This window comes from Stieleria maiorica (assembly GCF_008035925.1).
Classification (GTDB): domain Bacteria; phylum Planctomycetota; class Planctomycetia; order Pirellulales; family Pirellulaceae; genus Stieleria; species Stieleria maiorica.
Genome location: NZ_CP036264.1, coordinates 1,028,512 through 1,054,176 on the forward strand (window position 1 = coordinate 1,028,512; position 25,665 = coordinate 1,054,176).

General features: G+C 60.9%; 19 protein-coding genes. 13 read left to right on the forward strand and 6 right to left on the reverse strand.

Annotation, left to right across the window (positions count from 1 at the left end; translation table 11 throughout):
* Positions 1-61 precede the first annotated feature (61 nt).
* Both Mal15_RS03225 and Mal15_RS03230 read right to left on the reverse strand, forming a co-directional pair.
* Positions 62-1,486: a sulfatase family protein gene (locus tag Mal15_RS03225; RefSeq protein ID WP_147866442.1), complete on the reverse strand. Its 1,425-nt coding sequence runs from the start codon at positions 1,484-1,486 to the stop codon at positions 62-64.
* A 162-nt stretch (positions 1,487-1,648) separates the two neighbouring features.
* Positions 1,649-4,150: a hypothetical protein gene (locus tag Mal15_RS03230; RefSeq protein ID WP_147866443.1), complete on the reverse strand. Its 2,502-nt coding sequence runs from the start codon at positions 4,148-4,150 to the stop codon at positions 1,649-1,651.
* Positions 4,151-4,494: 344 nt separating this feature from the next.
* Here Mal15_RS03230 and mnmG point away from each other — a divergent pair, with 344 nt between their 5' ends.
* The 8 genes from mnmG to Mal15_RS03270 all read left to right on the forward strand — a co-directional run bounded on the left by mnmG (position 4,495) and on the right by Mal15_RS03270 (position 13,814).
* Positions 4,495-6,330, forward strand: coding sequence for a tRNA uridine-5-carboxymethylaminomethyl(34) synthesis enzyme MnmG (mnmG, locus tag Mal15_RS03235; protein WP_147866444.1), 1,836 nt, complete (start codon positions 4,495-4,497; stop codon positions 6,328-6,330).
* Positions 6,331-6,726: 396 nt separating this feature from the next.
* Entirely contained in the window at positions 6,727-7,314 is a 588-nt protein-coding gene (locus Mal15_RS03240; protein ID WP_199773801.1) for a response regulator, read from the forward strand.
* 9 nt (positions 7,315-7,323) lie between these two features.
* Positions 7,324-8,631, forward strand: coding sequence for a sensor histidine kinase (locus tag Mal15_RS03245; RefSeq protein ID WP_167546620.1), 1,308 nt, complete (start codon positions 7,324-7,326; stop codon positions 8,629-8,631).
* A gap of 265 nt (positions 8,632-8,896) precedes the next feature.
* Entirely contained in the window at positions 8,897-10,357 is a 1,461-nt protein-coding gene (gatA, locus tag Mal15_RS03250) for an Asp-tRNA(Asn)/Glu-tRNA(Gln) amidotransferase subunit GatA (RefSeq protein WP_147866447.1), read from the forward strand.
* 3 nt (positions 10,358-10,360) lie between these two features.
* Complete coding sequence (gene gatB / locus Mal15_RS03255; RefSeq protein WP_147866448.1) at positions 10,361-11,833, forward strand: Asp-tRNA(Asn)/Glu-tRNA(Gln) amidotransferase subunit GatB; 1,473 nt, start codon at positions 10,361-10,363, stop codon at positions 11,831-11,833.
* An 83-nt stretch (positions 11,834-11,916) separates the two neighbouring features.
* Positions 11,917-12,285, forward strand: coding sequence for a Uma2 family endonuclease (locus tag Mal15_RS03260; protein WP_147866449.1), 369 nt, complete (start codon positions 11,917-11,919; stop codon positions 12,283-12,285).
* Between the two features lie 207 nt (positions 12,286-12,492).
* A complete protein-coding gene (locus tag Mal15_RS03265) occupies positions 12,493-12,975 on the forward strand; it encodes a hypothetical protein (RefSeq protein ID WP_147866450.1) in 483 nt (160 codons plus the stop codon).
* Positions 12,975-13,814 carry a hypothetical protein gene (locus Mal15_RS03270; protein WP_147866451.1) on the forward strand — a complete coding sequence of 280 codons (840 nt, stop codon included), beginning with the start codon at positions 12,975-12,977 and terminating at the stop codon, positions 13,812-13,814. The genes Mal15_RS03265 and Mal15_RS03270 overlap by 1 nt, the downstream gene beginning before the upstream one ends.
* 303 nt (positions 13,815-14,117) lie before the next feature.
* On the opposite strand, the gene Mal15_RS03275 is transcribed toward Mal15_RS03270, so the two are convergent.
* Positions 14,118-15,029, reverse strand: coding sequence for a sugar phosphate isomerase/epimerase family protein (locus Mal15_RS03275; RefSeq protein ID WP_147866452.1), 912 nt, complete (start codon positions 15,027-15,029; stop codon positions 14,118-14,120).
* A 43-nt stretch (positions 15,030-15,072) separates the two neighbouring features.
* On the opposite strand from Mal15_RS03275, the gene amrS reads away from it, so the two are divergent.
* The 3 genes from amrS to ppnP all read left to right on the forward strand — a co-directional run bounded on the left by amrS (position 15,073) and on the right by ppnP (position 19,436).
* Positions 15,073-18,348 (forward strand): AmmeMemoRadiSam system radical SAM enzyme, encoded by a 3,276-nt coding sequence (amrS, locus tag Mal15_RS03280; RefSeq protein ID WP_147866453.1) that lies wholly within the window; start codon positions 15,073-15,075, stop codon positions 18,346-18,348.
* A gap of 108 nt (positions 18,349-18,456) precedes the next feature.
* Complete coding sequence (locus Mal15_RS03285; protein WP_147866454.1) at positions 18,457-19,140, forward strand: hypothetical protein; 684 nt, start codon at positions 18,457-18,459, stop codon at positions 19,138-19,140.
* A 17-nt stretch (positions 19,141-19,157) separates the two neighbouring features.
* Positions 19,158-19,436 carry a pyrimidine/purine nucleoside phosphorylase gene (gene ppnP / locus Mal15_RS03290; RefSeq protein WP_147866455.1) on the forward strand — a complete coding sequence of 93 codons (279 nt, stop codon included), beginning with the start codon at positions 19,158-19,160 and terminating at the stop codon, positions 19,434-19,436.
* A gap of 3 nt (positions 19,437-19,439) precedes the next feature.
* On the opposite strand, the gene hisB is transcribed toward ppnP, so the two are convergent.
* Positions 19,440-20,027 (reverse strand): imidazoleglycerol-phosphate dehydratase HisB, encoded by a 588-nt coding sequence (gene hisB / locus Mal15_RS03295; RefSeq protein WP_147866456.1) that lies wholly within the window; start codon positions 20,025-20,027, stop codon positions 19,440-19,442.
* Positions 20,028-20,336: 309 nt separating this feature from the next.
* Between hisB and Mal15_RS03300 the strand changes: the two genes are divergently transcribed.
* Positions 20,337-20,897 carry a four helix bundle suffix domain-containing protein gene (locus tag Mal15_RS03300; protein WP_147866457.1) on the forward strand — a complete coding sequence of 187 codons (561 nt, stop codon included), beginning with the start codon at positions 20,337-20,339 and terminating at the stop codon, positions 20,895-20,897.
* Positions 20,898-21,035: 138 nt separating this feature from the next.
* Here the strand turns inward: Mal15_RS03300 and hisC are convergent, their stop codons facing one another.
* Positions 21,036-22,100 carry a histidinol-phosphate transaminase gene (hisC, locus tag Mal15_RS03305; RefSeq protein ID WP_147866458.1) on the reverse strand — a complete coding sequence of 355 codons (1,065 nt, stop codon included), beginning with the start codon at positions 22,098-22,100 and terminating at the stop codon, positions 21,036-21,038.
* Between the two features lie 67 nt (positions 22,101-22,167).
* Entirely contained in the window at positions 22,168-23,532 is a 1,365-nt protein-coding gene (gene hisD, locus Mal15_RS03310) for a histidinol dehydrogenase (protein ID WP_147866459.1), read from the reverse strand.
* 214 nt (positions 23,533-23,746) lie between these two features.
* Between hisD and Mal15_RS03315 the strand changes: the two genes are divergently transcribed.
* Positions 23,747-25,450 (forward strand): glycosyltransferase family 39 protein, encoded by a 1,704-nt coding sequence (locus tag Mal15_RS03315; RefSeq protein WP_147866460.1) that lies wholly within the window; start codon positions 23,747-23,749, stop codon positions 25,448-25,450.
* Positions 25,451-25,665 lie beyond the last annotated feature (215 nt).

Consider the following 25,665-nt stretch of genomic DNA (forward strand, 5'->3'; position numbering starts at 1 on the left):
GCGTCCCACGGTGGTGCCTATTGTTTTGCCCCTCCCGCCTTCATTATTCTGCCCTCCAGCCCTACTTCTTCTGCTTCCTGCGTCGGTCGAGCCAGGATTTGTATTCCCAGCGGTTTTGCCATTGTTTGAGGTGGGGCTGGTAGTCGGCGCGGTCGACCCAGAACATGGGTTGGGGATGGTCGGAGGCGACCGTCCCCTCGGGGTAGTCTCGGCCTGCTTCGCTGGCATCGGTTGACTCCAGCCAGCTGCGTAGCTGTCGCCGCAGGGATTCAAAACGCTGGGGATGTTGTTCGGCGACGTTGTCGGATTCGGTGACATCCTCGACCAAGTTGTACAACTCGAACGCGTCTCGGTTGAAGTTTCGTGTCAGCAGTTTCCAATCGCCGTCGACCACCGCCGCGGACGTCTTGTAGCGAAAGTAGATCGGCTCGTCACGCTCTGCCTCCGCGTCCGATGGTCCGTCAAACAGATGCGTCAAACTGATGCCGTCGCGTGGGCGTTGCGGTGCCGGGTGCGGTTGATCGGCCAGTTCCAGCAGGGTCGGCATCATGTCCATCACGCTGGCCGGGTAATCGGTTTGCCGCGGCTGGATTGTCCCGGCCCATTCGATGATGCCCGGCACCCGCAAGCCGCCTTCAAAAATCGTCCCCTTGTTCCCGCGCAGTCCACCGGTCGTGGCCGGCGTGATGTTCGGCAGCCCGCCGTTGTCGCTGCAGTACCAAACCAAGGTTTGTTTTTCGATTCCCAGTTCACGCAATCGGCTTCGCAGGGCTCCCACGCTGCGGTCCAGCGCCACCAGTTCGCCGTAGTGATGCATCGACGTTTCATTCAAGTCGGTAAACGGCGCGTTGTCTTCGGCAGACGCTTTGAAGGGGGAGTGCGGCGTGCCGTACCAGATGACGGTGAAGAACGGTTGGTCGGCGGCGGCTTGTTGTTCGATGTGCTCGAGCGCTTGTTGCATGATCACGTCCGACGAATCCCCACGATGATCTTCGATCGCTCCTTGGCGGCTGAGCAACGGATCGCGATCGAAAAAGTTGGTCACCGACAGCCAGTGGTCAAAACCGAACGTGCCGGGATGAAATCGGTCGTGCTGCAGGATCGGTGCGCCGGGACCACGCAGTCCATTCAGGTGCCACTTGCCGAAGTGAGCGGTCTGGTAGCCCGCATCGGAGAGCACCTCGGCCAGCGTGATCTCTTGGTGACGCAGCGCGTAGCCGTGTTCGGGAACGCCGACGCGGTAACACGATCGTCCGGTCAACACCGCCGCGCGGGTGGGCGAACAGACCGGGGCGCCGGCGTAAAACCGATCCAATCGCAACCCCGAACGACTCATCGCATCCAAGTGCGGCGTTTGCAGTCGCGGGTGATGGTTGTAACCCGTTTCGCCCCAGCCCTGGTCGTCAGCCATCACCAAGACGATGTTCGGACGGGCGGCGTGGGAGGCGAGGGGAATCAACGCCAGGATCAACAGCAAGTAACGCATCACGGGCTCCGGGGCAGGGGAGGGAAGCCGTAGTGTAACGGCAACTGATGCATCCGACGTCCACTTCGGATGACAGCGACATCTTGACGTCGCGACGCTTGCCCGGGCGTGGGAATCCCCGTGGACCACCTTCTGGCGAAGGTAGCTACGTTTGACCGGCTGCTACCGCGATCGGAAGCCCAGGATTCGAGCCCGCGGGGCCAAGCCGCCGGTGGCGATCGGTTGGTCCAGCAAGTAGCTGCCCGTGTTACCCGCCTGGTCGGTCGCATCGATGCGCAAATAGATTTCGTGCGGCAACTTCGGATCGGCCGGCCAAACGTACAGCCCGTCGTTGCGGAGCCCCGCGGCGATGGTCGTCCACGGACCGTCCAGCGAATCGCTAAACGCGATTGCGACGGGGCGATTCATCAGGTTTTCATCGCTGCACTCATAGCGAATGATCAATGAACCCGTGCGGTCTCCTTCGCCGTAGCGCGCCGAAGTGATTTTGATCTTCGGCAAGGTCTGGTCGACGATCACCGCGATGTCGGGTTGGTCGCCGGGCAGTGGTCGGGGACTGGCCAGGCCGTTGTTCCCCAGCACCACGATCCGGAACGCGAACACACCTTCGCCCTTGGTTTCGATATCAAACGGACTGGTTCGATCCGGATCGGCGCCCCATCGTTTCCAGGTTCGACCGGCATCCAGGCTGCCGTACAATTCGACCGCTTCGACACCGGACGCCCCGACGGCTTCGAGTTCATATTCCAAGCTGAAACGGTTCGAGTCGCTCCAGCGAAAGGGAACGGTTCGGGCCAATTGGGCGCGGTCGTAACGCTGTTGTTGCTCGCGACTGAGTTCTGCGGCACGCTCGGCTCGATAGCGACGCTGGTCCTCCGGCGTGCTGCTGGGAGCCGGTGTGGGAATTGTTTCGGGTGCCGATTCCGACGCCGGTTGGTTTGGCGTCTGCGGGGCACCGGGCGTGATCGGGCGCATGGCTTCTTCCAGCGTGCGCGATCGTCGGACTTCTGTTTGCGGATCCGCTTCGGCAGCCGGCAGCGGAAGCGACTCGGTGATCGGGTCACCCGGCGATGTCGGCGGCGTGAGATTCATCGTCGGCCCAGCGACCGCTTCCGGCGTGGGTGCGGGTGCCGGCAGCATTTCGGGGGCCGGCGCTGGAGCTGCTGCGGGTGGCGAGTTTGTTACCGGCGAGTTCTTTGCCGGCGGGGCGTCGGTTGCTGATGCGTCAGGCGCTGGATCTGCCTGAGGCGTCGGCAAGACCTCGATGCCTTCGGGGGTCAGTTTTGCCGTCAGCCCCGAAGCCGGTAGCGTTCGGGGACCGGTTTCATTTCCGGCGCTCGCATGGGCAGTGGTGTGATCGCGAGGCGGCGTCGATTCGATCGGTTTGGTCACCGGCCGGTTCGCGGCACCGAAGGCCGAACCGAAGGTGGACAGTGAACGCGGGGTGGTGCCTTCGTCACGGGTTGGCGGCGTGGTCCGCATCGGGTTACCGTCGGCGGGCGAGCGCAGCGTGCCGGCCGACGGCCGCAGCGGCCCCGCGCCGGGGGACTGCAACGCAAACCGGTTCGGTGAGGTCGCCGCCTGGGGCAGCCCGCGCGGGTTGCTGTTGCCGGTGGTTGGATGCATCGCGCCGGCGGCAGAAGGAGTCGCGCCGGCGGCAGATTGGTTTGCGCCGGCGGCAGATGGAGTCGCGCCGGCCGGTCCGAGCAGGTAGCTCGGCGGGTCGCTCGGGCCCGCGACGGTTCGGGCGCGTAGCTGATTGCCCACCGCGGCGGTCGCTTCGGCTCGATGGTCTGCGACCTGATTGTGCAACGCGTCGGTATTGTGCAACGCGTCGGTGCCCGCTTGCGGATCTTGCCCCGCGTCCGATGTTGGCGGCGTCGGATCCCGGGGCGACACGGCCAGATGAGGCATTTTGGTTGCGGCGACACGCGGGCGGCGGAACGTCTTTGCCTGGACCGATGCGTTGCCGATCGAATCGGTGGCCGTGATGTGGACCGACATCTGTTGCCAGTCTTCCTGGGGCCGGATCGCGAAACGGCCTTCGTGATCGATTTGGGCGTTGGTGACGGTGACCCACTGACGTTTGACGTCGGTCGCGTACAGGACGCGCAGCGTGGCAATCTGGTGCGGGTCGGTCAGTTTCAGTTGCGCCGAGAGGTTTCCATCGGCGTCGGCGCCACCTTGCAATTCGATTTCCGGCCCGGTGGTGTCGATAAAAATCTTGCGTTCCGGAGCCAGATCGGCCGTCGGTTGGGGGGGCGAGTCCAGGTCGGTCGCGTGCGTGAACCAATAGTCGCCGTCGGCGGTCGCTTCAAAGTGGAATTTCTTGATCGGCAGCGGTTGTTCGGCCGCTTGGGTCCAGGTTTTTCCGCGGTCGGCCGAGACGTACAGCCGCACCAGACGCGCTTTGGTGTCTCGATCCATCTGAAATGGGATGTCAAAAACGCGAGATGTGAGGACAATGGCGTCCGGGTCGACCTCCGCCGCGGCGGCCGGTCCGGTCCAGACGGCGGACATCGCCAGGGATACAAGCACGGCCAGCAGGACGCCTGGCGAAGGTGTTGCACGTGCGTTCGAGACGACCGGCATCCACGGGGATGCGGGCAGAATCGATTGCGGGCGATGCCCGATCGCCCTGACGAATTGGCCGAATACGCCCATCGGAAATGCCGGAGTCGAAAGAAACGGATGTACCTCATCTTCCGGTTCGGCAAAATGGTGGGCCGATCTTGATCGGGAAGCAGGAAAAAGTGATGCATCGATCGTTTCGCACCCTGACGGGAGTTCGCCAAGCGGACCAGATCAAACGGGCCATCCGATTTGACGATGCGTTCGGAGTGTCGCCGTGTTCTCCGAACTCGGCGAGCTGCGAAAAGTCGCCGTGTTCTCCGAACTCGGCGCGGGCGCGAAAAAGCGAAGCTTTGCGCCGCGCCGACCTCGGAGAGGACGGCGACTGTCCCGCCCAATCGAAAACGAAACTGCAGTAGACTTACGAGTGAGAGTTGATGATTCAGTATCAATATGATGTGGTGGTGATCGGGGCGGGACATGCCGGGACCGAGGCGGCGGCGGCCGCCGCGCGGCTGGGGGCCCGCACGGCGCTGTTGACGACCAATTTGGACACCGTCGGACAGATGTCCTGCAACCCGGCGATCGGTGGCGTCGCCAAAGGCCAGATCGTGCGCGAGGTCGACGCGCTGGGCGGATTGATGGGCAAGGCGATCGATGCGACCGGAATCCAGTTTCGGTTGCTCAATTGCCGTAAGGGACCGGCGATGCACAGCCCCCGCGCCCAGGCCGACAAGAAGGCGTACCAGCAATACATCAAGCACGCAATCGAACTGCAGGATGACTTGGACCTGCGCCAGGAGACGGTCGAGGATCTGTTGACCGAAACCACTGCCGAAGGCGAGCGGGTGGTCGGCGTCCGCGTTCGCGGCGAAGCCGAATACCGTGCGCCGGTGGTCGTGCTGACCACCGGCACGTTTCTCTCGGCGATCATGCACACGGGAGAGTCCAAGACGGCCGGCGGTCGCGCCGGCGAGGGGACGACGACCGGCATCAGCGGCGCGCTGAATCGGTTGGGATTTCAGATCGATCGTTTCAAGACGGGGACGCCGGCACGACTGAATCGACGCACCATCGACTATGCCGGTTTGGATGAACAACCCGGTGATGATGACCCGCAACCGTTTTCGTTCCTGAACGATTCCCTGGCGATCGATCAGGTGCCTTGTCACATCGCGATGACCAACCAGGCGGTGCACGATTTGATTCGCGCCAACCTGCATCGCGCGCCGATGTACAGCGGACAAATCCAGACCCGCGGTCCACGCTATTGCCCTTCGATCGAAGACAAAGTGGTGCGGTTTGCCGACAAGAGTAACCACCAGCTGTTTCTTGAACCGGAGGGGCATCACACCGAAGAGGTGTACGTCAACGGGATCTCGACCAGTTTGCCGCGTGACGTTCAAGACGAAATGTTCCGGCTGATTCCCGGATTGGAACGGGCGTCGATCATGCGTTACGGATATGCCGTGGAGTATGACTTTTGTCCGCCCACGCAACTCTGGCCGCACCTGGAATCCAAACGCGTTTCGGGGCTGTACTTGGCGGGCCAGATCAACGGGACGACCGGGTACGAAGAGGCCGCCGGTCAGGGTTTGATCGCGGGGCTCAACGCCGCCCGTCAAGTCGCCGGCAAATCGACTTGGGTGCCGACCCGCGACCAGGCGTATATCGGCGTCTTGGTCGATGATTTGGTGACCAGCGGCACGGACGAACCCTATCGCATGTTTACCAGCCGCGCCGAATACCGGTTGCTGTTGCGACAAGACAATGCCGACCGCCGCCTGACTCCAGACGCCGACGAATTGGGCTTGATCGATGCCCAGCGCCGGCAACGGTTTGCCGACAAACTGGCCGACATCGACAAGGCCATCGCGTTGCTCTCGGCGGTGCGGATCAACACGCCCAAGGGCGACGTCAAGGGAGACGTTTACCTGCGTCGCCCCGAGGTCGATTGGGGGAAGATGTGCGAGTTGATTCCCCCGCTTACCGACATCGGAAGCCAAGCGGCACAGCAAGTCGTCTACGACATCAAGTACGAAGGCTATGTCAGTCGGCAACGCGACGAAGTGGCCAGGCAGCAACGGATGCTCAAGAAGAAGATCCCCGGCGGATTCGACTATGCATCGATCACCGCCATGCGCAACGAAGCCAAGGAGAAACTCAGCCACATCCGCCCTGTCTCGCTGGACCAGGCGCAGCGGATCAGTGGGATCACGCCAGCGGACATCGCGCTTTTGCTAGCCTACCTGGAGGCACCGTCGTCAAGTTGATGCGGTCGGACCGTCGCCGTGTTCTCCGAACTCGGCGGGTCGAACGTTGACCGTCCATCACGATCGATCGCCGGCCAAAGATCGCCGCCAAGCGATCTTGACCTAGCCTGGGGATTCGGTAAGATTCGTTGGTCGGGCAAGATCGGCAAGCTTGAGGGTTTTGGAGTTTGCTGTTGCCTACGTTTTTGACGCAAATTGGCGATGAAATGCTCTTGTGCGGAAGCGTGGGGGTTTTGCTAAAAGAACCGTGTCGTGCTGGTTTGGTGACCGGCACAAGTGTGCTGGCAATTGCGAGCACCGAAGGACATGGAACAGGGTGAACCTGGTTGAGGGTTCACTCACGACAAACGCACAGGTTGGGAAACGGCTCGTCCTGCAGGGAGGATGGTTTCTGCGATGACCACGAAGACGGTCTTTACGACAGGCGAAGCGGCTAAGATCTGCAAGGTCAGCCAGCAGACGATCATTCGTTGCTTTGACAACGGATCGCTTAAGGGATTCCGGGTTCCCGGAAGCAAGTTTCGGCGGATTCCACGTGAGCAGCTTTATCTGTTCATGAAAGACAACGGGATCCCGACCGACGCACTCGAGAGCGGCAAGAAGAAATTGTTGATCGTCGATGACGACCAGGATTTGGTCGAATTGATGAAAGACGGCTTTGAACGCGACGGTCGATTCGACATCCGCACGGCCAACAATGGGTTTGATGCCGGGATGGGGGTCAAGGAGTTCCGTCCGGACCTGGTGGTTCTGGATGTGATGTTGCCCGATATCAACGGCAAAGAGGTCTGCCAGCGGGTCCGCAGTGATCCGGCGTTGGACATGGTCAAGATTCTTTGCATTTCCGGGATGGTCGAGCACAACAAGGTGGATGCGCTGCGTGCCGCCGGTGCGAACGATTTCATGCAGAAGCCGTTTGCGATCGACGACTTGGTGTTGCGATCCTGCGATCTGCTGGAAATGGAACGCAAAGTCACCAATTAGATGAATGCGGTGACGAGTCTCCGCGACCAATCGAACGAATCCCCGTTTCCGGCCTCGGCGCTCGAGCTCGGTTGGTGGGGTGTTTTGCCGCCGATCGACCGCGCGGGCAAACGTTGGTGGTTGCCGTTGTCCGATACGGCGATGGTCGCTGTCGCGACGGCGATTTCCGCGTCGGATGCGCAGTGGAGCGATTCGAATCCGCTGGTGACCCGCCGAGTGACATCGGCATTTCTAGATGATCCACCGCTGTTGTTGTTTGCGCTGCTGCGTTGGCCCGGTGACGACTTTGTTTCGGCGACCGAATTGGCTGAGTGGTTCATCGGCGTCGCACCGAGCGAATTTTCCGCCGGGGAGTGGATCGTTTCGGCACCGAGAATCACCAAGATGCACCAGCATCGTTGGTCGCGTCTGATGGCCCGCAGCCGGACGACCGAGCCCAAGGACTGGATCGCATCGGCGGCCGAGTGGTTACAAGTCTTGGGACCGGTGGTGGAATCGGATTGGATCGAACGCTTGCCGGCGGTGATCTGGGACGGCAGCCCCGAGCCGAAACCGAAACTCGAAGGCAGTCGCTTGTTGCAGCGGTTGGCGCGAGCACGCGAGCGGGAATTGGCGACCGAGAATAGCCTGTCGGTGCTGGCCGAGACGCGGAAGTTGGCTGCGGCAAAACAATTGGCGTATGGGTTGAGCCACGAGATCAACAACCCGTTGGCAAACATTTCGGCGCGTGCCCAGCAGCTTGCCCGCGACGAAGCTGATCCACAGCGCCAGCAATCGCTTCAGCAGATCGTCCAGCAGGTCTATCGGGCGCACGAGATGATCGCGGGGTTGATGTTTTTCGCCAACCCGCCGGAAACCAATCGAGAACGCATCGACTTAAATGAGTTGGTCCGGGAAGCCGGGGACGAGTTCCGCTCGATCGCGTCGGGCGTCGACATCCGGTTGTTGGTCGAGACGGCTTCCGATCCGGCGCTGGTGATGGCCGACCGTGCGATGATGCTGGAAGCGATCCGCGTTCTGTTGCGGAATTCGATCGAGGCGATCGGCAGCGGCGGAACGGTGGTGTTGTCGATGGAGCGAAAGGAGGCCCCGTCGCGAAATCCGCAATGGTTGATCCACATCGCCGACAGCGGGCCGGGGCTGAGTGTGGATGCGTCCAAGCATGCGTTTGATCCGTTCTACAGCGGCCGCGAGGCCGGACGCGGTTTGGGACTGGGGCTTTGTCGTGCCTACCGCGTCGCCCAATTGCATGACGCCACGATCCGACTTTCCGGTGGCCTGGCCGGTTGCGTCGCGACGATCGCGATCTCGGAGTGAACGGGTTGCGCTGGTGTCCAGGCTTTAGCCAAATACCGCTAAGTTAAGCGTCGTTTCCTCGGGGGAGGGCCCGTAGGCTCGCGCCAAACGGCTGATATTGGTTTGACATCAGCCGGTTCGCGCAAGCGCCCGGGCCTTAACTTAGCGGTATTGGCCTGAAGGCTAAACACCAACGTGCGCCGGTTCATGCCCGGTGGTCGATCGAGCGGTGATGGTCGATAATCCGGCTCTGTCATCCATTTGGTCGTAACGGGTCACCCTCTTCATGCTTGATTCTGCTTTGGAAGTGCTGCGATTGCAGGCCGCCGGTGAGGCATCGGCGGTAGAAATTGCCGAGCGCGCGATGGACGCGATCGAGGCTTCTCAGGCCGTGCACAACGCCTACACGCACGTCGATCGCGAGTCGGCGATCGCGAGCGCCAAATCCGTCGATGCCAAGCGTGCCGCCGGGCAACCGCTCGGGGCGCTGGCCGGCGTGCCGATCGCCGTCAAAGACGTGCTCTGCACCTCCGACATGCCGACGACCTGTTCCTCGGAGATGTTGCGTGGATTTCGTCCACCCTACGATGCAACGGTCATCGAAAAATTGCGCGCCGCCGATGCCGTGATCGTCGGCAAGACGAACATGGACGAGTTCGCGATGGGGGCGAGCACGGAGACGAGCGCCTTTGGGATCACGAAAAACCCGTGGGACACCACCCGCACCCCCGGCGGCAGCAGCGGCGGGGCGGCCGCGGCGGTGGCCGCCGGCACGGTGCCGCTCAGCCTGGGGACCGACACCGGGGGCTCGATCCGACAGCCGGCGGCGTTTTGCGGCGTGACCGGGTTAAAACCGACCTACGGTCGGGTCAGCCGGTACGGGTTGGTCGCCTTTGCCAGCAGTTTGGACCAGATCGGCCCGATCGCCTGGTCGGCCGACGATTGCGCGTTGTTGATGAACGTGATCGCCGGATTTGAGCCGCGGGATTCCACATCGCTGGACCAGCCCGTTCCCGATTACACCTTGGCGACCGAATCCAATGACCTTCGCGGCCTGCGGATCGGCGTGTTGCGTGAATCGTTGCAGGCCGAAGGGATCGACGAATCGATTCGCACCACGCTTGCGCACGCGATCGGCGTGTTGGCAGAACTGGGGGCCGAGATCATCGATGTGGATCTGCCCCACCGCGAGTACTGGGTGCCGACCTATTATGTGATCGCGCCCAGCGAAGCGAGCAGCAATCTGTCTCGGTATGACGGCGCCCATTACGGGCATCGTGCCGGTGAAGAGGCCAAGGATCTGGTGACGATGTATTGCCGCAGCCGTGCCGAAGGGTTCGGGGCGGAGGTGAAACGCCGCATCATGGTCGGGACCTATGCGCTCAGCGAGGGGTACGCCGACGAGTATTACAACAAGGCGCTGAAGGTGCGGCGGCTGATTCGCGGTGACTATGACGCCGCGTTCTCGCAAGTCGATCTGCTGTTGGGGCCGGTCACACCGACGCCGGCGTTCAAGTTGGGCGACAAGGTGGACGATCCGATCCAGATGTATCTGTGCGACCTGTTTACCGTCGGCGCGAATCTGGCCGGTGTGCCGGCGATCTCCTTGCCGGGCGGATTTGACCCGGCGGGATTGCCGATCGGGATTCAATTGCAGGCGCCGACGCTCGAGGAAAGTCGCTTGCTGTTTGCCGCATCCGCCTTCCAATCGGCGACCGACTATCACACCCAACGACCGAAGCAATAAACGATGTCACAGCTACCGACCACGACGATCATCGGACTGGAAGTCCACGTCCAATTGAAGACGGCAACCAAGTTGTTTTGCGGTTGCAGTACCAAATTCGGCAGCCCACCGAACACCCAGGTCTGTCCGGTTTGTTTGGGATTGCCCGGCGCGTTGCCGGTGATCAATGAACACGCGATCGAACTGGCCATCCGGGCCGGGTTGGCGATCCGTTGTGACATCCCGCCGCTGACCAAATGGGACCGCAAGCAATACTTCTATCCCGATTTGCCCAAGGGCTATCAGATCAGCCAGTTTGATCTGCCGATTTGTGCCGACGGCTGTTTGGAGATCACCGATCCGGCCGATCCCGATGCCATCCGTCGCATCGGGATCATCCGCGCCCACCTGGAAGAAGACGCCGGCAAAAGCATGCATGACGAAGCGGCCGGTCGTGCCGACAGCCGCATCGATTTGAATCGCTGTGGCACGCCGCTGTTGGAAATCGTCAGCGAGCCGGACATGCGAACGGCCGACGAAGCGCTGGCCTATCTGACGAAGCTGAAGGAGATCATGACGCACCTGGGCGTTTCGGATTGCGAAATGCAAGAGGGCAGTTTGCGCGTCGACGCGAACGTCAACCTGCACATCGACAAGCACGGCCAGCGGATCGCCACCCCGATCGTCGAAGTCAAGAACATGAACAGTTTTCGCAACGTCGCGGCGGCGCTCGACTATGAAGTCGAACGCCAATACGCCGAGTGGGAGGAAACCGGGCACACGATCCAGACCCACGGCAAACGCACCTTCGGCTGGGACGACGTCAAGTGCGTGACGTATCCCCAGCGCGAAAAAGAAGAGTCGGCGGACTATCGCTATTTTCCCTGCCCGGACCTGTTGCCGATTCGAATCCCCCGCGAGCGTGTCGAAGAGATCCGCGCGTCGCTGGGGGAAACACCCGAGGAGACACGCGAGCGGTTGCAATCACAATACGGCATCAAGGCTTATGACGCCGATGTGATCGTGTCTCAAGGCCGCGCGATGGTCGAGTACTTTGACGCCGCCGCGATGGCCAGCGGCGACGGGAAACGGACCAGCAGCTGGATTCAGCAGGATGTCATGCGGACGCTGAAAGAGCAGGGCAGTGACATCGAATCCTTCGGCGTCTCGGCGGAACAACTCGGCCAGCTGCTGTCCAAAGTCAAGTCCGGCGAATTGACCAACGACCGTGCCCGCGACGTGTTCAAACACGTCAGCGAAAACGGCGGCGGTATCGAAGATGCGATCAAGGCGTTGGGGATCGAAGCGGTCGACGATTCGGAAATGGAAGCCTTGGTCAAGGAGCTGCTCGCGGCCAACCCCAAGGTCGTCGACGATGTCAAAAACGGCAATCAGAAAGCCGTCGGTTCGTTGATCGGTCAGGCCCGCGGCAAGAACCCCAACGCCAACCCACAAAAAATCCGCGAGATCGCCCTGCGATTGATCGATCAGGCGTGAGACGGGTTGATCGACCGTAGGTCATGCTGTGCAGGCCATCCACTGACGGTTAAATACCCACGGATGGCAGCGCGAACCCACGGATGGGAAGCAGCCAGCGATCCGTGGGTTCGCTCTGCCATCCGTGGGCCGATCCATTCCGCGACGATGTGATGGTCGCCTGTGCGCTGAATCCACTGGACGAGACGTTTCAAGACTCTCCAGTCATCATCATTGAAGTGCTCTCCGAGAGCACGCGGCGGACCGACGAGGCAGAAAAACGCGAGGCGTATTTGGCGATTGAGACGTTTGAAGCGTATGTGCTGATGGAACAAACCGTGAAATCGGCAGTGGTCTACACCCGCGGGGATTCGGGCTTTGTTCGGCGCGAGTACGGTGCAGGGCAGGCCGCTCGGTTGCCGATTGAGAACCTGACGCTCGATCTTGATCGGGCGTATGAGGGCGTGGGATAGTCCACCGCAACTCGATTTGCGAACCCGACGATACATTCGAACAGTCGCCGTGTTCTCCGAACTCGGCGCGAGCGCGAAAAAGCAGAGCTTTGCTCCACGCCGACCTCGGAGAGGACGGCGACTGTCCCGCCCAATCGAAAACGACGTTACGGTAGACTAATCGGTTACGTCAACAAAAACGCTCGTGACGATGAAACGGAGGATGTCATGGACAGTAACGAACCGCATTCCCGTCGCGATCCGCTGTTCGTTCTGATCCTGCTGGGCGTCGGCGTCGTGTCCGTGTGGTTGTTGTTGATGCCGTTCTCTCCCGCGATCGCGCGGGCGACGATGAAGCGCTTTCATCTGTCCACCGATTCGTTCGCGTGGTGGGCTGTCCAAGCTCCGGTTCCGGCGATGTACAACTTTGGCAATCGGTATGAGATCCGCGATTTGCCCGAAGGGTTGATTACGCCGGTGATCGATGCCAGTCGCCCCCGCTACATCAACCACTTTCCGACGCGGGTGCTGACGTTCGCCAACGGGCGTTATTCGTTGTTGCATCCCGGTCAGGACCGCTGGGTGACGCTGTGGTCGTCCTATCGCGGGCAAACGCTGATCACAAAGATTCATGCCAAACCGATCGGCGAAGGAAGGTTCAAGTGGATTCGTGAGTCCTCCACGTTTTCGTCGCCCGAGGAGATGCCGTGATGGAGACTGCGGTTCCAGCCGATCAGCGGGCGAGCGATCGCGAAGCCGGAACACCGATTGCGGGGCGGGTGTTGTGGGCTTACTTGATCGTTCAAATCGGCGTGTTCGGCTCGCTGGCATGGAAGTACGAATTCTTCATGCTCGCCGATCAGGTCTATCATCGCTTGCCATTGTTGGATCCGTTCTTTCCCGCGTGGTTGCAGTCGGCCGAGGTCGTTCGTTGGGCTTACCTCGGATCTCTCGCCGCGATCATCTTGGGCGTCTTCGGCGTGATGCCTTGGCTTCGCATTTCTAGTGCGCTCGGGCAAGTGGGTTGCCTTGGCGTCATGTTGGTCCACCAAGCCAGCCACAACGACATGACGTTTGCGACCAGCTTGTGGGCATCGATCTGGGTGTTCTGGTTTACGACGCGGATGGATCGCGACGAGCCGAATGGCTTGCTGCGCCGCGCGGCGTTTCTGTCTCGCGCGATCGCATCGATGATCTTGCTGGGCGGTGCGGTCGGAAAGTGGACGCCGGAGTATTGGTCGGGGGAAGTGTTCTTCGATATCTATTTTCTCGATCGCGACTTCTGGGTGTTCAACTATCTGCGCGAGACCTATGACGCCGAAACGTTGCGTGGGATTGCAACCTGGTACAGTCGCAAGGTGATCGTGGTCGAGACGCTGTTCGGGTTTGGGCTGTGGTTGTTCCCGCCCAAATGGGCGGCCGCCATCGGTGTGGCGATCTTCTTTTCGATCGCGTTCTTTTCCAATCACCTGCTGTACTCGGTGTTGCTGTGTCTGGTCGGGCTGTCTTCGGTCGGGTTTTTTGTGGCGAAGGCCAAGAACGACACCTAGACGCACGGCATTTGTCCGCAGGCTCTGCCTGGGCGGTGCAAGACCTGGATTTCGCGGTGGTTCAGAACTCCCGCGAAATCATTCCGCAATCGTGGGTGACGGACCGCAGCCATCGGGCGACAAAACACGAGTGACTTCAGCCGATTCGCGCAAGCGTTCGGGCCCCAGCCGACGGGCACCTCATCATTCTGCCCCGAATCATTCTGCCACCGCGTCACGGTTGGTCGCTGCATCGCAGCGACCGGGAATCGCCTAAAGGCTAAACACCAACGATTCTCGGTTCGGGCCGTTCGGTTGAATGGTCTACTTCATCATCTCGCGGAGCGTCGCCAAGTCCTGTTCGATCGCGGCGAGGTGTTGGGGGACGAGTTCCGGTTTGCGGTGATCCAGGTATTCTTCGTGCAGTGAGATCGGGCCGGTGAAGTCGCTGTCGGCGAGCATCTTGAAGAAGGCTGGGTTGACCCGTCCTTGGCCGAGGGGCACGTTGGCCATCTTTGCCCCCTCCCAAACGAAATCTTTGACGTAGACCGTGTCGATGTGGTCGCGGATCATGCGAAAGGTCGTCGGCCAGCTGGTGCCTCCTTCGACGGTGGCATGCCGGATGTCATAGGCCATGCCGATGTCGGTCGGCGCGATACCGGCAAGCACGCGATCCAAGTCCCAAATCGCCGCGCCCATGTACTTGTTGCCGGCGTGGTTTTGGTACAGGCCGGTGATCCCGAAATCATGGTTCAATGCGGCAAGATCGACGAATTGATCGTGCCAATTGGCGATTTGGTCGTCGATCGTCAGGTCCGGATCATAGTGAACATATTTCATGCGGTAGCGTCGGATGCCCAGGGTCGCGGCGGTACGCAACACACGCTCGGTCGACGGATCGCCGGGGTCGTTGATGTCGGAGGTCATGACGGTGATTTTCAGGCCGTATTTGGCCAGCGCCTCGACCAATTTGGGCAATTCATCGGCGCATTGCTCCGGTTCGATGTGGCCGCCGCGTCGGATCGGGGCTTCGATCCCGTCGTAGCCGATCGCCGCGATCTTTTCGGCCAGTTCCTCAAAGGAAAGCGAGTTAAACGGTTTGGTGAACACGCAGATGGTATTCTTAGGTGTGGCCGCCGCATCATTTCCGAGCGTTGATTGAGCGGCGGTAGCGGTCACCGCAGCGGTGAAGCTGGCGGCGGATGCGGCGAGGAAGCGACGGCGGTTGGTGGTCATCGATGGTGGATTCGGTTGGTGTGGTCAGTGAGGGACGGGACTCATGATAACTCAAACGCACTGGTACACGGAGACAGACGACGGGCGGATTCTGTGTCAGCTCTGCCCGCGGGCCTGCCGGATGAAGGATGGCGATCGAGGGTTTTGTTTTGTTCGCAAGAACGTCGGCGGCCGGATGGTGTTGGACACCTATGGCAAGAGCACGGGATTTTGCATCGACCCGATCGAAAAGAAGCCGCTGAATCATTTTTTGCCCGGGACGCCGGTGCTGAGTTTCGGAACGGCCGGCTGTAATTTGGGCTGCAAGTTTTGTCAAAACTGGGACATTTCCAAAAGTCGTGAAGTGGCCCGGCTGAGCGACCGGGCGATGCCCGACGAGATCGCGGTGGCGGCGCAACGATCCGGTTGCCGCAGCGTCGCGTTCACGTACAACGATCCGGTGATTTGGGCCGAGTATGCGATCGACACGGCACAGGCTTGTCGCGATCTCGGGATCAAGGCCGTCGCGGTGACCGCCGGTTACATCACGCCCCATGCCCGCGGTGATTTTTTCGCTGCGATGGACGCAGCCAACATCGACCTGAAAGCATTTTCCGAAGACTTTTATTACAAGGTGACTAGTTCGCACCTGCAGCCGGTATTGGACACCATCGAGTACGTCTGTAACGAAACCGATTGCTGGGTCGAGCTGACCAATCTGATCGTTCCCCGTGAGAACGATTCGGCCGATGAGATCCGGCAGATGTGTACTTGGGTCATGGACCATGTGGGGCCCAACGTGCCGATTCATTTCACGGCCTTTCATCCCGATTTCCGCATGACCGATCGTAACGGGACGGATTCGGCGACGCTGGTGATGGCTTACGAGATCGCCAAACGATGCGGGTTAAACTATGTGTACGTCGGCAACGTGCACGATGTCGCCAGGCAGAGCACGTATTGCCACGGTTGCGGCACGGTGCTGATCGAGCGTGATTGGCACCAGTTGGGACACTACACGTTGTCGGGAAATCGATGTTCCAAGTGTGGGGAGACGATCCCGGGGGTGTTTGAAAAGGTGCCCGGGGATTGGGGCGGACGGCGGCAGCGTGTCCGGATCGAGCCGCTTGAGCGACCTGAGCGGCCTGAGCAGCAGCAAGCTGAGCAGCAGCAAGCTGAGCAGCAGCAAGCTGAGCAGCAGCAAGCTGAGCAGCAGCAAGCTGAGCAGCAGCAAGCTGAGCAACCGCCGCCGACGGTTCAACCGACGCGTGCACCGAGCGATGCGGCGGGATCGGGACGCGACGAAATCAAACGGCAACCAACGGTGGAGGAGAGTGCAGTGACGATGACAGACCTTAACGATCTGACGAAGTTAACCGAGGATCAGAAGCAGACGATCTTGAAAGCGGCGTCGGCGATGGTTCAGGCCGCGGTCGGCGGATTGGATCTGTCCACGACGATCGATTCGCTGGGTGAACTGGCCGAGTTGCCGATCGACGGCGTCTTTGTGACCGTCAAGCGTGGTGAAACGCTGCGCGGCTGTTGCGGACGTCAGGGCGGGGCGATGAAGCTGGGCGAAGCGATGGCGGATTCCGCGGCGCGGACCGCACGCGACCCGCGGATGGCGCCGCTGTCGATGAGCGAATTGCCGTACCTGGATCTGTCCGTTTCCCTGCTCGGACCCCTGCGTCCGATCGGTGTCCAAGGCGATCAACGTGAACAGGCGGTCGAAGTCGGCAGGCACGGCTTGCGAATCGAATTCGGTCACAACAGCGGGTTGTTGCTGCCTCAGGTCGCGACCGAACAAGGTTGGAACGCACGCCAATTTCTCGATGCCGTGTGTCGCAAGGCAGGGTTGCCGGCCGGCGTTTGGTTGCGAGACGATGCCCAGGTGATGTTGTTCGACGGCGTTCATTTCGGGTGTAAGTTTGAAACGGATCCTTCGCTGTTGCGACACGAGAAGGACCTGCTCAGCAAACATGAATTGTCACTTTGTCGCGATTGGGTGCGCAGCAATTTGATCGCGCTCCAGATCGGAGCGACGCCGATGTATTACGCGATGGGCGTCAGCGATCTGGAGGTCCTGGGGTTGATCCTCTCGGTTCGCCATCCCACCCACGGTTCGCATCAGTGGTTGCAGTTGAGCATCAAGGACACACGGCCGATGCAAACGTCGTTGTACCAGATGACCGAACATGCATCGCTGTGGTTTGATGAACGTGTGTTTTCGGCGAACGAATGTGAGGTCGAGTTGGCCGTGTTAAGCGACTGCGTCCATCACGGTCCTGTCGGGGATGCGGACATGCGCGGGACGGATGGTGGAACACGCGCGATGGTGCTGACCGATGGTCGGCGTTGGGCGATTCAGTACGACCGTGGCCGGGAACCTCAGGCCTTGATCGATGCGGCGCGGGCGATGGAGGCGTTTCGTGGTGAAGAACAACTGTATTCGATGCACTGTGATTGTTCGTGCGATTCCATTTCGGTTTCGCTGGGGCCGCGTGCCGACGCCGAATTCACGGTCCGAAAGCCCGCCGTGGCCGGGGCCTTTTATGCGGCCGAGGATGCCGGGCGCGAAGCGGAAGTCGATGGGTTGCTGGACGGGTTGCCGCCTTGCGAACAACGCAAGGCGTTTGCCGTGATGGTGCCCCACGCGGGGCTGCGATACAGCGGATGGGTGGCGGCGGAAATTTGGCGGCGGATCGAGGTCCCCGATCGGGTCTTGATCATCGGACCCAAACACACCGCCGATGGCGTCGATTGGGCCGTCGCACCGCATCACCATTGGCAACTCAGTGCATCGGTCCAGATCGCCGGCGACGAAGAGCTGGCCCGCGAATTGGCCGAGCAGATTCCCGGCATGGAACTCGATTCGCGGGCGCACGCGAGAGAACATGGGATCGAAGTCCAATTGCCGTTGATGAATCGGCTGTGCCCCGATGCCCGGCTCGCCGCGATCGCAATGCACGGTGGCGATTTACAGGCCGTTGAAGCAGCGGCATCGGCATTGGCGGATTGGATTCGGGAACAGGATGAACCTCCGCTGTTGGTGATCAGCAGCGACATGAATCATTTTGCCGAAGATGGCGAGAACCGTCGCCGCGATCGTTTGGCGCTCGACGCGCTGGCCACCGGGGACGGTGCAGAATTGTTGCGCGTTTGCGGACAGGAAAACATCAGCATGTGCGGTCAGATTCCCGCAGCGATCGTGTTGATGGTGATGCGCAAGCTGGGCAAAACGGCCAAGGCGGAAGAAATCGCCTATGCGACCAGCGCCGACTACGGTGGTGGAAAAGACCGCGTGGTGGGGTATGCCGGGGTGATTTGGCAGGATGCGTAGACTGGCGAGATTGCCAGCCGGCAGCAATAAGTCTTGCGGGCAAGTCCAGGATTTCGGTATGGCGTAAGGTTTCACCAGAAGATCAGCCACGAAAAGGATTTTGTGTCGATGCGATTGTCTCGTTTTCATTCCTCGGGCCGACGGTCTCGCCTGGTCGCAAGCCTCGGCTTGACGGCGGTCGTCTGCGTTCTCATTTCCAGCCAAGCCGGTTGCCTGGGCCTGCTGTCCAACTTGATTCATGCCTCCGGGGCCGATAAGATCCCCGCCGCTTATGACGGGTTGGAGGAGTCACGGGTTGCCGTGGTGACGCTCACGGAGAACAGCCAGTTCAGCGATGATATTTCGGCGCGGATTCTGGGACGCAACGTGATGCAGTGGTTGGCCAAGGAGGTGGATGACATCGAACTGGTTCGCGAAGACAAAATCGCCAACTGGCGCGACACGCACGGATGGGACCAGATCGAATTTGCCGAAATCGGCCGTGGCGTCGACGCCGAAAAGGTGCTGGCGATTGAAGTGATGAATTTGAAACTTCGCGACGGAGCGACCTTGTACCGAGGCCGAGCCGATGTTCACATTTCCGTGATCGATGCAAAGACCGGCGAAGAATTGTTCAGTCGAGACATCGACGACTTTACGTACCCCAATACCGCCGGGGTTTACACCAACGAAACGACCGAAGCCCGGTTCCGCAAACTGTACTTGGGCATTTTGGGCAAGCGAATCGCGCGGCAGTTCTATCCGTACGACCGACATGACGATTTTGCACTCGATTCGATTATCGCACGCTAGGACGAACAACAACGAAAATGAAAGTCAACGAGTACTTTGACGGAAAGGTCAAATCGATCGCGTTTGAGAATGGTGAAGGCCGAGCGACGGCTGGTGTGATGGCCGTCGGCGACTATGAATTCTCAACCAGCGAACCCGAACTTATGAAAGTCGTCTCGGGTGAATTGAAGGTGAAGCTGCCCGGTGCGGACGATTTTGCATCCTACCCGACCGGGACAGAGTTCCGTGTCGCCGCAGGAGAATCATTTCAACTGCAGGTCAAACAGGCGACGGCTTACCTTTGCTTTTACGGCTAGTCGCTACAGCACACCTTTGGTGCTGGGAACGCTGTCGGAGCGTGGGTCGGATTCGGCGGCCATGCGAATCGAGCGGGCGACCGACTTGAACACGCACTCGGCAATGTGGTGTGCGTTGCGACCGTGATGCAGCACCACGTGCAGGTTGCAGTTCGCATTGGCGGCAAAGGACTGCCAAAAGTGTTCGACCAGTTCGCTGTCGAAGGTCCCGATCTTGGGCGCCGCGATCGGTGCGTGGTACTCGAACGCGTAGCGTCCACCCAAATCGACCGCCGCGGTGACCAGACATTCGTCCATGGGCAGCGTGAAGTGGCCGTAGCGACGGATGCCCGCGCGAGTGTCCAGGGCTTTGTCGACCGCTTGGCCGAGCGCGATCCCGATGTCTTCGGCGGTGTGATGGTCGTCCACATGCAGGTCTCCCTTGGCGTCGACGTCCAGGTCGATCAACGCGTGTTTGGCCAGCAAGTCGAGCATGTGATCGAGAAACCCGATCCCCGAGTTGCGTGTCCCCGAGCCGTCACCGTCCAGATTGATTGAAAGACGGATGTCGGTTTCACCGGTGGTGCGTTGAATGGTTGCGGAGCGTGACATGGGGCGCGAATTTGTAGTCGTTGGGGATAGGAGACGCCTGTGGTGTGGGAGACGCCCGCGGTGCGGAAAATATAGCGGTGGAATAGGACCAATGGGACCTAGGGGACATATAGGTCGTCTATGTCGCATTGGTCCTATTTTCCCAGCGGTCGACAGCCAGACCGAATAGGACCAATGGGACAGATGGGACCCATATGTCGTCTATGTCCTATTGGTCCTATTTTCGCCGATCGCCCCCTCTGCAGGGCGGTCCTGGTCTGCTAAGATCGTTGACCTCATCTTTTCTTCAATGCCAACGGAGTATCGGCCATGCCCGGCGGATTCATTCCAGCTCATGGCGGTTATCAGGATCTGCGGTCCTACCAGAAATCAGTGATCGTCTATGACGTGACGGTCCGCTTTTGCGATCGCTTTCTGTCCAAATTTGACCGCACGGTAGATCAAATGATCCAAGCGGCGCGGAGCGGCAAGCAGAACATCATCGAAGGCAGCATGGCGTCGGGGACATCGAAGGAAACGGAAATCAAATTGACCAACGTCGCCCGCGCGAGCCTGGAAGAGCTGCTGGAGGACTATCGCGATTTCATCCGCAATCAAGACGGCCAATTGTGGGACAAGGGTTCGCAGCAAGCGTCGTACGTGCGGCGATTGGGGCGGCAAAAGCGAGAAAGCTATCAGACGTACCGGACGTTCGTGGAAACTCGCGACGGGGTTGTGGTAGCCAACATCGCGGTGTGTTTGGTTCATCAAGCGAACTATTTGCTTGACCAGCAGATTCGACAATTGGAACAGGCATTTCTCGAAGAAGGCGGACTGCGGGAGCGGATGCACCGGGCCAGGACCGCCGCCCGCGGGCGGCGACCGCGATAGGACCGATGAGTCAGATGGGACATATAGGTCGTCTATGTCGCATTGGTCCTATTTTCCCTGTGGTCGACAGCCCGACCGAATAGGACCAATAGGACAGATGGGACCTATGTGTCCTATAGGTCCGACCCACCGGCCGCCCTACAGCGATTCGAGGAACCGCTGGATCATCATCAAACACGCTTCGCTTTGCTGGTCGGTTCCGACCGAGATTCGCAGCCCGTCGCCCCAATCGGGGAAGTCCATGTAGCGGATCAGGATTTGGTGTTTTTTGAGGAACTGGTGCAGGTCGGCGTGGCGGCCGCTGGGGTGTTGGCACCAAACAAAGTTGGCGTGTGAGGGCGTCACGTTGAATCCCATCTCCGACAATTGCGTCTGTATGTTGGCCCGCGTGGCATTCATTTTCGCCACGACCTCGGCCAACCAGTCTTGCGAGTTGATCGCGGCGGTGGCCGCGATCGTTGCCAGGTAGTCACAGTTGTAACTGTCTTTGATGTTCGACAGTTTTGCGATCAGCGACGGCTGGGCGACAAGGAACCCGAAGCGGATACCGGCCAAACCGTAGGATTTGCTGAGCGTTCGTGTGACGAGGATGTTGTCATGGCGCTGGACCAGGTCCAGGCAATTGAACTCGGCGAAATCCGCGTAGGCTTCGTCGACGACCAAGGGGCAGGGCAACGAGGCGGCGAGCTGCTCGATCTGCTCGGGCGGGACAACGGTTCCGCTGGGGCTGTTCGGATTGGGCAGCAAGACCAGACGCAGGTCGGCGTCGCCTTGGCCGAACATCGCCGGCAGGTGCCAGCCATCCAGGAACGGAATCTGTTCCCAGGATGCACCTTGGATATCGGCTAAGGTTCGGTAGAGGATGTAACTGGGGTAGGGCAGTCGCAACTTCTGGCCTTCGCCGACAAACCCGCGGACCAGGATGGTCAGGATTTCGTCGCTTCCGTTGCCGGCCAAAATCCAATCGGGACCGGGCAGACCGAGCGCCTCGGCAGCCGCGCGGCGGAACAGGCTGGCCGTCGGATCGGGGTAGCGATTGAGGGGCCCGGCGGCGGCATCTTGGATCGCCGAGACGACCGCCGGCGGTGGCGGGTAAGGATTCTCGTTGGTGTTCAGCTTGATGTACTTGCCCGGCGGCGGTTGCTCGCCCGGCGTGTAGGGCAACATCCGCGAAAGGGCAGGGCGGAGGTCGGTTTTTGACATGGAGTTGGGAGTTGGGAGTTGGGAGTTGGGAGTTGGGAGTTGGGAGTTGGGAGTTGGGAGTTGGGAGTTACTTCCGGATCGAGACGCTGCGGGCGTGGGCGGTCAGGCCTTCTTTTTCGGCCAGTCGTTCGACGTCGGGGGCGATCTGTTTCATCGCCGCTTCGTCAAACTCGGTGACGCTGCCGCTGCGGAGAAAGCTGTTGCTGGACAGTCCCGCGGCCCAGGTGCAGGTGCCTCCGGTCGGCAGGACGTGGCTGGGGCCGGCGGCGTAGTCGCCCAAGGCGACCGGGGTGTGGTGTCCCAGGAAGGCGGCGCCGCTGTTTTTAATGTTTGCGATCTGGTCGCGTGGGTTGGCCGTTTCGATGTGCAGGTGTTCCGGGGCGAACGAATCGGTCAGCTCACAGGCCTGGGCTTCGTCGCGGACCAGGATCAACGCCCCAAAGGCTTCCAAACTGTCGAGCGTCAATTCGGAGCGTTCCAGTGAGGCGAGTTGCTTGGCGACTTCATTGCTGACCGCGTCGATCAACGATTCGTCCCAGGTGATCAGGATCGCGCTGCCGGGGGAGTGTTCGGCCTGGGCCAACAGATCGGCGGCAATGAAATCGGGGCGGGCGGTGCCGTCGGCGATCACGATGACTTCGCTGGGGCCGGCAAAGGAATCGATGTCGACGGTGCCGTAGACGTGCTTTTTGGCCAGCGCGACGAACAGGTTTCCGGGGCCGACGATCTTGTTGACCGCCGGGACGGTGTCGGTTCCATAGGCCAGCGCTGCGACCGCTTGGGCCCCGCCCATGCGATACACCTCGGTGACGCCGAGTTCGTGACAGGTCGCCAGCATGTCTTGGTTGTACGCTCCGAAGGGTGTGGGGGGAGCGACGACGGCGATTTCCGCGACGCCGGCGACCTGGGCCGGAACGACGGTCATCAGCACCGTGGACGGGTAGGCCGCCGCGCCGCCGGGGACACAGACGCCGACACGTCGCAACGGCACATAACGCTGGGTCAGTGTCACGCCGGGCTGGGGCTGGATGGTGACGTCGCGATGCAGGATCGCCTTCTGAAATGTGGCCACGTTGTCGCGGATACGGCGAATCGATTCGATCAATTCCGGGTCGGCGGCGGCGTGTGCGGCGGCCAGGTCGGCGGCGGGAACGCGCAATTGGTCGGCGGTCAGGTCCGCTTTGTCGAGCTGGCGGTTGAATTTCAGCAGCGCCTTTGTGCCGCCGCTTTGGACTTCCTGGCAGATGCGTCCGACGACTTCGATCGGCGTCAGCGGCGCGCCGAACACCTCTTCGGTCAACGCCCGTCCGCGGGGGGAGACGACGTCGCCTTGCGGGCTGAGTTTGTCGCGGAGTTGTTGCAGGATTTCAGCGGATCCGACGCGTGCATCGACGCGTTGCAGGTTCACGGTTCGGATTTCGGAGGCGGACATCGCAGGTTTCTTTCGACTCGAATGATGGACCCGGAGGCGGACGGGGGCATGGCGATCCGGGCGGAGTCCCTATGATAGCGCCCAACCCCGGTTGTAACCATGCGGCGATGCGACACGCGCGGCCGCAGCCTGGCTTGGATCGAACGGGGATGGATGGAACAAAGCACAACAACGATAGAGAATCACAGCGGCGTTGAGATCAACGGAGAACTGAATGGCGGCGGCGGATCAGTGCGAGCGGACGGAGACCGAGATTGGAAAGATCGATCGGAGGGCGATTTGGTTCGCGATGCTTCTGGTCGGTGGGGTCGCGTTGGCGTTTCGGCTGCCTTCGTGCCGCGAGAGTTTTTGGCTCGATGAGCTTCATTCGGCGTGGGCGGTCGCGGACAATTTTTCTCTCGTGGCGCCCCGCGCGGCGGCGGGCAACCAGACCACCGGCTACTTCCATTTGCTGTGGGCTTGGTCGGCGCTGGTCGGGCCCGACGAATTTCCGATGCGGCTGAGCAGCGTGTTGGCGAGTGTGCTGGCGTCGGTCTTGTTGGTCGTCGGAGTGGCCCGGCGGACGGGGAACGTGTCGGCCGGCGTGGTCGCCGGAGGAATGTTGGCGATCGATCCCAACGGGGTGTTTTTCGGTTGCGAGTTGCGCGCGTACGCGTTTGTCATGCTGTACGCCGTGCTGGCCGTCTGGTCCATGATGGCCTGGCTGGGAGCGTCGCCGGAACGACGTGACCACGGGGCGACGATGGGACGTCGTCACGGTAGCGAGCGGAGCCACGGCGGTGCGCGGTGGCGGCTGGCGATGCTGTTTTGGATTTGCGTTGCCGCACTGGTGCACCCGACGTCGTTGGGCGTGCTGGCGTTGCTGGTTCCGTTCGCGGTGTTGGTCGCCTGGAATCGGCAACGATTGCGATTATGGCGCGCGGATTTGATCGCCGTCGTGATCGTATCGGCGACCTTGGCGGCTCTGGTGATGTCGTCGCTGCCCGAATCGTGGGAGCGGCGGGGGTTGTGGAAGGCGTTCGGGCAGGCGACCACATGGTGGCAGCTTTGGTACGCCTGGTCCTGGGGGCCGATCGTGATGTTGCCGGTGGGCGCGGCGGTGGTCACGTTCATGGCAAGTCGACTCGTCGACGCGTTGCGTCCCTTTCGGAAGGTGCAAGATGAAGACGGGCCTGCACAAGTGGATTGGATCGGAATGATTCCCGGATCGGTCGGGGTGATCGGGACGGCGCTGTTCTTTTGCGCCTCCTACTTCGAGTGGGTGCCGTTGTGGCATCGTCGTTACTTCGTGGCCGCGCTTCCATTGATGGCGTGGACGGCCGGTGAGTCGAGTGCGATCTGTGTTGCCGCGGTCGGCGGGATGTTACGACGATGGAGCGGTCAACGCAGTGGCGTGAACAGAATCATGACGCGGGCAATCGGAATCGCCGTAGCGGCGTTGCTGGTCGGCCACATGCTCTGGTACCAGGGCACGTTGCAGACACTCGCGGCCGGTCGTTGGCCGGTCCAGTGGCGTGGGGAGCACTGGCGCGGTGCGGTCGCGGAGATCCGCGAGGAAATCCGCGATGGCGACGTGGTCTGGTTGGACAGTCAGCTGATCGAGGCGAGTTTTCTGCGGCAGCCGATTTCAAGTTCTGGGACGATCAGTGAGCGCCAGTGGGAGTACTTGGCGTTTCCACTCCGCGGGCCGTACACGCTCGATCCCGTTGTGGTGGTTGGTGCCTACGAGCATGAAAGTTGGATCAGGCATCACCTGGAGAATCTGCCGCGGCCCGGGGCGAGGGTTTGGCTGATTTCCCGATCGGGGGTGCGGCCGACCGAGCGATTCATTGACCGTCTGAATCGTTATCGGCCTGTTACGGCGGAACAAGTGTTCCCGGGCCGGCCGGTGGTGTATCGATTGGTTTTTGTCGAGTGAAACGAATCAGGTTCGTTGTGTGTCGGAACTGGGCACGGTCGTATACTGAAGCTGGTGTCTAGGCTTTCGCCCAATACCGCCAAGTTAAGCGTCGTTTTCTGCGGGGAGGGCCCGTAGGCTCGCGCCAAACGGCTGATAGTCGTTTTACATCAGCCGGTTCGCGCCAGCGCCCGGGCCTTAACTTAGCGGCGTTGGGCTTTAGCCGGTTTTCGGTC